Genomic DNA, 10,984 nt, shown 5'->3' with positions numbered 1-10,984 from the left:
ATGAATATGTCCAAGACGCTCCAGTCAATTCAATGTGATTAAGTTGTCGAACCGCCGTATACGGAACCGTACGTACGGTGGTGTGAGAGGTCGATAATTGAAATAATCAATTATCTCCTACTCGATTAAAAACAGAAAAGAGGTATTAATAATGACACTTAAACGACCACAATGGGCAAATGCGACACCGGAAATGCAAGACTATTATGATCACTACTGGGGATTTCCAGTTCATGATGACCAGCAGTTATTTGCAATGCTTTCTTTAGAATTATTTCAGGCCGGTTTAACTTGGCAAACAATCTGGCGGCGACGAGAAGCATTTAATCGAGCATTTGCGAACTTTAAGATTGAAAAAGTGGCATCCTTTACCGATGAAGATATTAATCGATTATGTGAGGATGAAACTATTATTCGTAATCGTTGTAAAATAGTAGCAGTAATTAATAATGCACAAGTGATTTTAAGATTACGGAAAACGGGAAAGAAGTTTGATAATTATGTGTGGCACTTTGTTGATGATCAACCGCAAGACTTGGGGTTAACTACCGATGTTGAATTAGCTCCTAAAACACCTGCTTCGGAAGAAATAGCTAAGCAAATGCGGAGGGATGGATTTAAATTTGTCGGCCCGACAATTATTTACTCTTTCATGACGGCAGTGGGGATGGTCAATGCCCGTTTGAAATAAGAATGTCTGGATTAATATTGATTGTTGGTTAACAATTATGCTAAGATTATTCTCGTTATAAAGCAATTCCCGATAGGATTCACGTCTGAACGTGAAGATGCCTTGTAACCGCAACTACAAACTATTTGAAAGTTTCAATAGAATATGGGGGAATTAGAAAATGGCAGAACGACATTTATTTACATCCGAATCAGTATCAGAAGGACATCCAGATAAGATTGCTGACCAAATCAGTGACGCGATTTTAGATGAATTGCTTAAGAAGGATCCTGATTCACGGGTTGCAGTTGAGACCTCAGTTACTACTGGACTAGTATTAGTCTTTGGTGAAGTTTCTACTAAGGCCTACGTTAATATCCAACAGATTGTGCGGGACACAATTCGTAAGATCGGTTATACAGATGGTAAGTACGGTTTCGATGCTGATAACTGTGCTGTTATTACTGCAATCGATGAACAATCACCAGACATTGCGCAAGGGGTTGATGACTCCTTAGAAACGCGTGAAGGTGAAGCTGATCCGCTTGATAAGATTGGTGCCGGTGACCAAGGATTGATGTTTGGTTACGCTACTGACGAAACACCTGAATATATGCCATTAACATTGGTTTTAAGCCATAAATTAATGCGTAAGATTGCTCAACTACGTAAGGATGGCGTTATCTCTTACCTTCGTCCAGATGCAAAGGCCGAAGTAACTGTAGAATACGATGAGAATGACAAGCCATTACGTGTTGATACCGTTGTTTTAAGTACCCAGCATGATCCAGAGGTTTCACTTGATCAAATTAAAAAGGATATTAAAGAACAAGTGATTGAAGCAGTTATTCCAGCTGAGTACCTTGATGACCAAACTAAGTACTTCATTAATCCAACAGGTCGCTTTGTAATCGGTGGGCCTCAAGGGGATGCCGGTTTAACAGGACGGAAGATTATTGTTGATACTTATGGTGGGGCTGCCCATCATGGTGGTGGAGCCTTTTCTGGAAAGGATGCTACTAAGGTTGACCGTTCTGCTAGTTATGCTGCGCGTTATATTGCTAAAAACATTGTCGCAGCTGGTTATGCTAAGAAGGCCGAGATTCAAGTTGCTTATGCCATCGGTGTCGCAGAACCAGTATCAATCATGATTAATACTTATGGTACTGGTACCCGTTCAGAAGAAGAATTAATTGCCGCTGTTCGAAAAGTATTTGATTTACGTCCAGCTGGAATTATTGAAATGCTTGACTTAAAGCGGCCAATTTACAAGCAAACTGCTGCTTATGGTCACTTTGGTCGAACTGATGTGGACTTACCATGGGAACACCTTGATAAAGTTGACGAATTAAAAGAAATTTTAGGCTAATAATTTAGTTACACGCTTGCAATCATTAACGGTGGTTGTTAAAATAGGCGTTAAATATTTGATCGTAATAGAAATAGTAGTTTTTGACGAGGTCAGCAGAGATCCTGTGGTGGTGTGAACAGGAGACTGGTCATTTACGAACTCATCTAAATGTGATTATTGCTGAATTTTAGTAGGTAATGACGTTTACCGCGTTAAGGTCCTAAGCGCCATGGATTCCATGGAAAACGGGTGGTACCGCGGAGTTATTTCGTCTCGTAGATTAATTTCTACGGGACTTTTTTATTACGATTATTAAAATCAGAATAAGGAGTAGAAAATATGGCTTACGATCATAAGACGATTGAAAAAAAGTGGCAAAAGTTTTGGAAGAAGAATGAAACTTTTAAAGCAGACCTTAATAAGGACCAAAAGAAGTATTATGCATTAGACATGTTCCCATATCCATCTGGTCAAGGACTCCACGTTGGTCACCCAGAAGGTTATACAGCTACGGATGTAATGTCACGGATGAAGCGGATGCAAGGATTTAATGTCTTACATCCAATGGGGTGGGATGCATTCGGTTTACCAGCTGAACAATATGCATTAAAGACTGGCCATAACCCTAAGGACTTTACGAACAAAAATATTGATCATTTCCGTGACCAAATCCAATCACTTGGGTTCTCATATGACTGGGATCGTGAAGTAAATACGACTGATCCTAAGTTCTACAAGTGGACTCAATGGATTTTTGAACAGCTCTACAAGAAGGGGCTTGCTTACGAAAGTGAAATTATGGTTAACTGGGCCCCTGATTTTATGGGTGGAACAGTTGTTGCCAACGAAGAGGTTGAAGATGGCAAGACTAAACGTGGTGGCTACCCCGTCTACCGTAAGCCAATGCGTCAATGGGTTTTAAAGATTACTGCTTATGCGGATCGTTTGATTGATGACCTTGACCTTGTTGATTGGCCAGAAAGCGTTAAGGAAATGCAACGTAACTGGATCGGTCGTTCAGAAGGTGCTTCAGTATTTTTCCCAGTTGTGGGGGATGAAGATACTAAGATTGAAGTATTTACGACGCGGGCAGATACGCTCTTTGGTGCTTCTTATGTTGTTCTTGCTCCCGAACAAGAATTAGTTGACCAATTGACGACCTCTGAACACAAGGCGGAAGTTGAAAAGTACAAGGAAGAAGCATCACGGCGGTCTGATCTTGAGCGGACTGACTTAAATAAGGATAAGACTGGGGTATTTACTGGTTCTTACGTTATTAATCCAGTTAACGGTGAAAAACTACCAATTTGGATTAGTGATTACGTGCTTGCTTCATATGGAACTGGAGCAGTAATGGCTGTTCCTTCCGGAGATCAACGTGATTATGACTTTGCTACTAAGTTTGACTTGCCAATTAAGCCTGTTATTGAAGGAACAGATGTGTCAGAAGGTGCTTTTGATGGTGACGGTAAGCACATTAATTCTGGTTTCCTTGATGGCTTGAACATTGCTGATGCAAAGCAAAAGATGATCGATTGGCTTGAAGAACACGATGCTGGTCATAAGAAGGTTAACTACCGTCTTCGTGATTGGATCTTCAGTCGGCAACGTTACTGGGGGGAACCAATTCCAGTTATCCACTGGGATGATGGGACAACCTCATTAGTTCCAGAAGACGAACTCCCACTTGAATTACCAAAGACTGATAATATCGAACCATCAGGAACTGGTGAAAGTCCATTAGCAAATGTTGAAGATTGGGTTAACGTTTATGACGAAAATGGTCGTCATGGTCTTCGTGAGACTAACACGATGCCACAATGGGCCGGTTCATCATGGTACTGGCTTCGGTACACTGATCCACATAATGACGAGGAATTTGCCTCCAAAGAAGCCCTTGATTACTGGTCACCAGTTGATCTCTATGTTGGTGGAGCTGAACACGCTGTTCTTCACTTGCTCTATGCTCGATTCTGGCATAAGGTTCTTTATGACCTCGGTCTCGTACCAACTAAAGAACCATTCATGAAGCTTGTTAACCAGGGGATGATTCTTGGCTCAAACCATGAAAAGATGTCGAAGTCCAAAGGTAATGTTGTTAACCCTGATGACATTGTTGACCAATATGGGGCTGATACTTTACGTCTTTACGAAATGTTTATGGGACCACTTGAAGAATCTGTGCCTTGGGATGAAAAGGGACTTCATGGTGCGAATAAGTGGGTTCAACGTGTATGGCGGTTGTTGATGGATGATAATAACCACCTCCGTGACCGGGTATCCACTTTCAATGATGGTAAGCTTACCAAGGTTTACAATCAAACTGTTAAGAAGGTTACCGAAGACTACGAACGGATGCACTTCAATACGGCTATTTCTCAATTGATGGTCTTTGTCAACGAAGCTTACAAGGTTGATGATTTGCCGGTTGAATACATGAAAGGCTTTGTAAAGATGATTGCACCAATCATGCCGCACATGGCTGAAGAACTCTGGAGTCAATTTGGTGAGAGCGATACTATCACTTATCAACCATGGCCGACTTACGATCCAAAAGCTTTAGTTGAAGATGAAGTTGAAATGATTGTTCAAGTTAACGGTAAGGTACGGGCTAAGATTAAGATGGCCAAGGATACTGACCGCGATGAAGCACAACAACTTGCTTTAGCAAACGAACATGTTAAGAAGTTTACTGACGGCAAGGATATTAAGAAAGTCATTGTTGTCCCTAACAAGATCGTTAACATTGTTGCAAAATAGTAAATTAATAAAGGGCAGGGAATCTATGTTTTCCTGCTTCTTTTTATTTGAGGAGATATAAATTATGGAAATAGTGAGGTATCCAGCAATTTTTACCCCGAAAGATAATGAAATTCAAGTTGATTTTCCAGATTTACCGGAAGCATTTACCCAGGGGAAAACAATGGATGAGGCGATGGATTTTGCTAAATTGGGCTTAGCGATTACCCTTAATGATAAACTCGGCCACTTTGAAGATGCCCCAGCCGTAAGCTCATTAGAGGCGCTAAAGCAACACCATCCAGATCAAATCATTAAAATGGTAACTGTTGATTTGGAACAATACTAGGTTAAAGAAATATTAAAAACGGTAAATCGAATTGCACCAGCTTTTTATTCACGATAAAATGATTAGGATTGTGTAAACTCGATTAAAATAAAAAAGGTAGGATTGCAACAAATCATGGAAGAAAATAAAGTAAATGATTTGAGCAGCACCGCAGTAAAAAAAGATGCTCATGAAAAAATGTTGAGTGGATCTGCTTGGATGACTGCAGGAAGTATTACTTCACGACTATTAGGAGCCCTTTATGTTATCCCGTGGGTTACATGGTTTGGTGCTTATAGTAATGAAGCAAATGCCCTATTTGCTCAGGGGTATAATATCTATTCATATGTTTTAGTTATTGCAACAGCAGGAATTCCTTCTGCTATCTCAAAACTAGTAGCGCACTATAATGGAATAAATCAATATGGGGTTAGCAGGAAGCTATATCATTCAGGAATGTACGTATCGATGGCAATGGGGATTATTTGCGCGATTGTCATGATGTTTGGCGCACGGTTGATGGATAATGGGGATCCTAATGTTATTCCTGTTATTCAATCGTTAGCATGGGCAGTTTTAATTATTCCAGCAATGTCAATTACTCGTGGATTTTTGCAGGGATATAATTGGATGGCACCGTCAGCAATGTCACAGTTTGTTGAGCAAGTTTTTCGTGTCATTTATATGTTGGCTGCAACGTATTTCATTATGAAAATTAAGCATGGAAGCTGGGTGAGTGCGGTTACTCAATCAACATTTGCAGCTTTTATTGGTGCATTAGGGGCAATTTTAGTTTTAGCAATTGCATGGATGCGGCATTTAAATGAAATGAATGAATTAGTAGAAAATAGTATTCCTAATTCGGAAGTATCTACAATGCGATTAGTTATGAATATCGTCTACCAGGCAATTCCGTTTATTATTATCGAGGGAGGGATTAATCTTTATCAATTAATTGATCAGTTTACTTTCCCTAAAATGATGTCAATGGTGGGTAACTTCTCGCATTATCAAGTTACAGTTCTCTATGCATTATTCTCTTTCAATGCTAACAAACTATACATGATTGTTATTTCTTTGGCATCTGCAATGGCAGCAACAGTCATTCCGCTATTAGCAACTGCGCGAGCACAGAATGACCAGGAAGGAATGCGAAAACAGATTCAAAATGTTCTCTTGTTATTTTATTTTGTGATGATTCCGGCAGCTCTTGGATTATCCGCAGTTGCTCAGCAAATTTATACCGTCTTTTATCGTTATGATGCGGCAGGGGTTGTAGTACTGCAATTTGCGGCTTACATTTCGATTATGTTAGGCTTGTATACTGTAGCCGCAGCAATGATGCAAGGAATTTCTGAGAACAAAAAAATGATGATGTTCTTAGCAATTGGAATCGTAATTAAATTTATCCTCCAATTCCCATGTATTTGGATTTTTGAAGGATTGGGACCATTAGTTTCAACAGGAATATCAATGTTTGTGATCAACTATTTGATCTTGCATTCCTTTAATATGGAATTCCACCTCCGTTTTGATAAGATGGCCCTGCCAACTAACCAGATTTTAGCTTACTCCTTAGTGATGTTTGCTGGGACAAAGATTGTAATGTTAATCATTAGCCATTTTGTTAGTCCATATGGGCGCTACACTGCTTTCTTCTCCTTGATTCCAGGAGTAATAGTCGGAGCAGGAATTTATCTTTACCTCTGCTTAAAGTCACGATTAGCTGATCAGCTATTGGGACCACGAGTAGCAAGGTTACGAACGATTTTACACATTAAATAACAATGCACACAAAAAGGTTCAGAGTGAGATTTTGCTCTGAACCTTTTTAATGTTCTCAAATTTCTTAATTCAAAAATCCAATATGATGATTATCATCAAGCTTTTCCATCTTTTTCATGAAAGTTGGGAGAGCACGGCTAATTTGGTGAGGGAGGACAATATACTGACTTTCAGCAATCTTTTCCGCAATCGCACTGTGCGCATAAACGGCAGCGAGGACGGCCTTCTCTGCCTTCTCATTAAATTCAGCGGTGAAGCCCCCAACCATTCCAGCAAGAGTGTCACCCATTCCACCAACTGCTTGGGCGGGGGTACCGATTGGCAATTGATATACTTGATCATCAGTATAAATTTCTGTGTGGTGCTTCTTTAAGACAATGGTAGCACCAAGTTTTTCTTGAGCGGCTCTGTTTTTATCTTCAGTTTGCTCCCCAATCTTGATTCCAGAGAGCCGTTGCCATTCCATTTCGTGAGGAGTATAAATAATGTTTCCCTGTGGTTGTTCAAGCTTTTCCATCGCCATAAGGGTAATTGCAGATCCATCAATGATCACATTTTGTTTCTCAGTCGTATGAGCAAAAACATTCTTCAAAATTTGTAAACTTGTTTCATCATTTCCGAGGCCAGGGCCAACAACCACACTGGTAGCAGCTTTAGTAAGGTCAGCAACTAGGGCATCATCAGTAAAATCAGCGAACATCGCTTCTGGCAACTGCGCATGGAGGGCACTAGCGTTGATTTCATCAGTGGCAGTTGTTACAAGCCCAGTACCAGCACAGACGGCCGCAGTTGATGCCATGATGATTGCACCACCAAAATTACGATTGCCGCCGATAAGAGTAACTTTACCAAAAGTCCCCTTAAAACTGTTTTCAGGACGGGGAGTAATAACATCCTTTAAGATTTGGTCAGTAAGTTTTTTCACAGTTAAGACTCCTTATTATTTTATTTAATAGACAATTTAATGGTATCATTAAAATTAGTCAAAGTAGAATATTTTGGAGGGATTAATCTTGACGGATTGGATGAAAGCCGCAGAGGCACAAAAAGAAAACTATTTAAATGATCTTGTAGCATTAATGAAGATCCCCAGTGTCCGTGATGATTCGGCAGCAACCGATGAATACCCGCTTGGCCCTCGTCCTGCTCAAGCGCTAAAAGCATTTTTAGAGATGGCAGAACAAGACGGTTTTAAAGTAAAGAACATTGATAACCTTGTTGGGTATGCTGAATGGGGTGAAGGCGATGAAACACTTGCTATTTTAGCCCATCTTGATGTGATGCCTGCTGGTAAGGGTTGGGATACGGATCCATTTGACCCAGTTATCAAGGATGGTAACTTATATGGTCGTGGAGCTTCTGATGATAAGGGACCTGGAATGGCCGCTTACTATGCCTTGAAGTATTTGAAAGATCAAGGCGTAAAGTTTAACAAGAAAGTTCGTTTTATCGTTGGAACTGATGAAGAAAGTAACTGGACTGGAATGCACCGTTACTTTGAAGTTGAACCAGCCCCAACATTTGGTTTTTCACCAGATGCGGAATTCCCAGTAATTAACGGTGAAAAAGGGCAAGTATCGCTCTTGCTTGATGTCCCTGCTGGCAATGGGGATGCCTCAACACAACTAGTTAGTTTTGAATCTGGTTTGCGTTTTAACATGGTACCGCGGGAAGCAGTTGCCCTTATTCGGACAGATAATCCTCAAGAAGTTACGAATGATTTTGGTCACTTTATTGAAGAAAATCCGGTTGAAGGTAATATTGAATCAACAGATAAAGGCCTTAAGATTACTGTTATCGGAAAGGCTGCCCATGGAATGGAACCAGAAAAGGGAATCAATGCAGCAACCTACCTTGCAAAGTTCTTAAATCGATATGACTTTGGTGGGGGCGCAAAGAGCTTCATTGAATTCTTAGCGGACTATCTTCATTTAGATACGCGGATGGATGGCTTTAATGGTGCTTACACTGATCCGGTAATGGGTGAATTAACTATGAACGCCGGAATTTTAAACTTCGATGCGGACAAGGGTGGTCACATTGACATGAACTTCCGCTTCCCTAAAAGCGTGACACCAGATAAGCTAGAGGATACTGTAAAGGCGATTGCTGACAAATTACAAATTAAAGTTACACAAGGTCCATCTCAAGCTCCACATTATGTTGATCCAGATGATCCAATCGTTAAGACCTTAATGCAAGCTTATATTGACCAAACTGGAGATACAGACGCAAAACCAGAAGTCGTTGGTGGTGGAACTTACGGTCGTTTGATGAAGCGGGGCGTTGCCTTTGGTGCTTTAATGCCACATACGCCAAATACAATGCATCAGGCTAATGAATATCAACCTGTTAATGATTTAATTACATCGATGGCGATTTACATGGAGGCAATTAATAATCTCGTTACTGATTAATTTTGTGCTAAAATAAAGATACAAAATGGAGGTGTCAAGAATGAGTTATCAAAATATTCTTGTTGGTGTTGATGGTTCAAAGCAAGCTGATATGGCTTTTGAAAAAGCGGTTGACACTGCTAAGACCAATGATGCTAAATTGTATTTATTAAGTATTATCAATGGTGAACGCTACCCAAGTACTGGTCCTGGTGGATACGGCTTTGTTAGTCATAGCATTTATAATTCAGCAATTGAAACAATGCAAAAGAAATTAGCTGACTACAAGAAAAAAGCAGAAGCTGCTGGAATAAAAGATGTTGAAACTGATGTAAAAGTTGGTAACGCTAAGGTTGAACTTGCAGAACGTTATCCAAAAGAAAATGATATTGATTTAATCATTATTGGCGCAACCGGGTTAAATGTTGTCGGTCGTCTGCTTGTTGGTTCAACAGCTGCTTACACTATTCGTGAAGCACCATGTGACGTTACCGTTGTTAAGACAAACTTGAAGAATCAAAAATTGGATATCAAGGAAACGACATATCCTGAAATGTAAAGCATAAGACTAGGGGAATTTTCTTCTAGTCTTTTCTAGTTTAAAAATGCAAATTCATAATTTTCACGTATATATACTATAGGACATTATGAAGGAGTGTTTTATTGTGTTAAATCGCCGTGCTATTACGAGTGCATTAATTGTTTTAACAAGTCTTAATGGGCAACCGATTAAAGCGGACGCTATCCAACAAGCACAATTTGATGCAAATGAAGACGTGAAGAGTGCAAAGCCGATTGATGAAGAAGCCTTAGTTAATCATGATGAAGAATATATTGATGCTTATTTAACAGAATATGAAAATGCTGCTCAAGCAAAGGAAAATGAGCAAAATAATGCTTTGACAGGTGCCGAGGTAGTGTCTGAGCATGAAACAATTCAATCTTCAACTGAAGCTTCTGCTGAACAAAGACAGCTGTTAGAAGGTAAAGAAGATGAGCAGGTTTATCGACCTCAACAACCATCTGCGGTTCAAGCACGATTTATTAATCGAATAGCCCCAGCTGCTCAACAAATTGGTCGGGAATATGACTTGTATCCATCAATCATTATTGCGCAAGCGGCCTTAGAGAGCGACTGGGGATGCAGTACATTAGGAAAGGCGCCTAATAATAATCTTTTTGGGGTTAAGGGTTATTTTGCCCGGCAAACAGTTGCTCAACCCACAACTGAATATGACGAGCAAGGACATGAGTTTCAGGTTGTTAGTAATTTTCGGCAGTATGCAAGTGAATATGAAGCACTAAGAGATTATGCTCAGACATTAGAAGCCCCGCTTTATCAAGGAGTTCACCGTCAAAATACTAAAAATTATCGTGAAGCTACGCGGGCACTTCGCGGAAGATATGCAACAGATCCCGAGTATGACCGAAAGTTAAATCAGCTGATTGATACTTACCGACTTACTAAGTACGATGATCAAGCTAATATCAGTGATGAAAAGGCTAATCCTGTTCCAATGATGGAGAGGAAGAAGGAAAGTAAGGCGATGCCAATTGTTGACAAACATCCCGTTCAAGCGAGAAAGAACGATGTTAGTATCCCTCAATATGTTCCCTTGCTTGGTGGAGTGGGAACGGCAGGAATGATTGAAATGTTTCGTCGTTTATTGAAGAAAAAGAAAGAGCATGGTTAAAAGGCAAACCTCTAATCATGC

The 10,984-nt window shown here is 40.1% G+C and carries 9 protein-coding genes, 1 riboswitch and 1 other annotated feature; of the genes, 8 read left to right on the top strand and 1 reads right to left on the bottom strand.

The features are described 5' to 3' along the window. Positions 1–151: 151 nt before the first annotated feature. From CBG10_RS03745 to CBG10_RS03725, 5 genes are all read left to right on the top strand, one after another. Positions 152–691 (top strand): DNA-3-methyladenine glycosylase I, encoded by a 540-nt coding sequence (locus CBG10_RS03745; RefSeq protein ID WP_094511688.1) that lies wholly within the window; start codon positions 152–154, stop codon positions 689–691. Between the two features lie 50 nt (positions 692–741). Further along, positions 742–854, top strand: a riboswitch (SMK box riboswitch). Further along, the gene (metK, locus tag CBG10_RS03740; protein ID WP_003664212.1) at positions 852–2,039 is read left to right on the top strand and encodes a methionine adenosyltransferase; all 1,188 of its coding nucleotides are present in this window, start codon (positions 852–854) and stop codon (positions 2,037–2,039) included. Its footprint overlaps the riboswitch before it by 3 nt. Before the next feature lie 52 nt (positions 2,040–2,091). Continuing rightward, positions 2,092–2,300: a binding site (T-box leader), on the top strand. Between the two features lie 60 nt (positions 2,301–2,360). Then, a complete protein-coding gene (leuS, locus tag CBG10_RS03735; protein ID WP_094507977.1) occupies positions 2,361–4,781 on the top strand; it encodes a leucine--tRNA ligase in 2,421 nt (806 codons plus the stop codon). Positions 4,782–4,845: 64 nt separating this feature from the next. Then, positions 4,846–5,109, top strand: coding sequence for a type II toxin-antitoxin system HicB family antitoxin (locus CBG10_RS03730; RefSeq protein WP_094507975.1), 264 nt, complete (start codon positions 4,846–4,848; stop codon positions 5,107–5,109). 114 nt (positions 5,110–5,223) lie between these two features. Further along, the gene (locus tag CBG10_RS03725; RefSeq protein WP_094507973.1) at positions 5,224–6,873 is read left to right on the top strand and encodes a putative polysaccharide biosynthesis protein; all 1,650 of its coding nucleotides are present in this window, start codon (positions 5,224–5,226) and stop codon (positions 6,871–6,873) included. 64 nt (positions 6,874–6,937) lie between these two features. Here CBG10_RS03725 and CBG10_RS03720 read toward each other — a convergent pair whose 3' ends face one another. Next, positions 6,938–7,798: an NAD(P)H-hydrate dehydratase gene (locus CBG10_RS03720; RefSeq protein WP_094511686.1), complete on the bottom strand. Its 861-nt coding sequence runs from the start codon at positions 7,796–7,798 to the stop codon at positions 6,938–6,940. Positions 7,799–7,886: 88 nt separating this feature from the next. On the opposite strand from CBG10_RS03720, the gene pepV reads away from it, so the two are divergent. The 3 genes from pepV to CBG10_RS03705 all read left to right on the top strand — a co-directional run bounded on the left by pepV (position 7,887) and on the right by CBG10_RS03705 (position 10,963). Next, positions 7,887–9,290: a dipeptidase PepV gene (gene pepV, locus CBG10_RS03715; RefSeq protein ID WP_094502738.1), complete on the top strand. Its 1,404-nt coding sequence runs from the start codon at positions 7,887–7,889 to the stop codon at positions 9,288–9,290. A 25-nt stretch (positions 9,291–9,315) separates the two neighbouring features. Then, positions 9,316–9,828 (top strand): universal stress protein, encoded by a 513-nt coding sequence (locus CBG10_RS03710; RefSeq protein ID WP_080735343.1) that lies wholly within the window; start codon positions 9,316–9,318, stop codon positions 9,826–9,828. Between the two features lie 88 nt (positions 9,829–9,916). Further along, entirely contained in the window at positions 9,917–10,963 is a 1,047-nt protein-coding gene (locus CBG10_RS03705) for a glycoside hydrolase family 73 protein (RefSeq protein ID WP_094502737.1), read from the top strand. Positions 10,964–10,984: the final 21 nt, after the last annotated feature.

The organism is Limosilactobacillus reuteri (genome assembly GCF_002254085.1).
In the GTDB taxonomy this organism is placed as follows: domain Bacteria; phylum Bacillota; class Bacilli; order Lactobacillales; family Lactobacillaceae; genus Limosilactobacillus; species Limosilactobacillus reuteri_K.
Note: the sequence above shows the minus strand (reverse complement) of the source record. Positions and strands in the feature narration are given on the sequence as shown.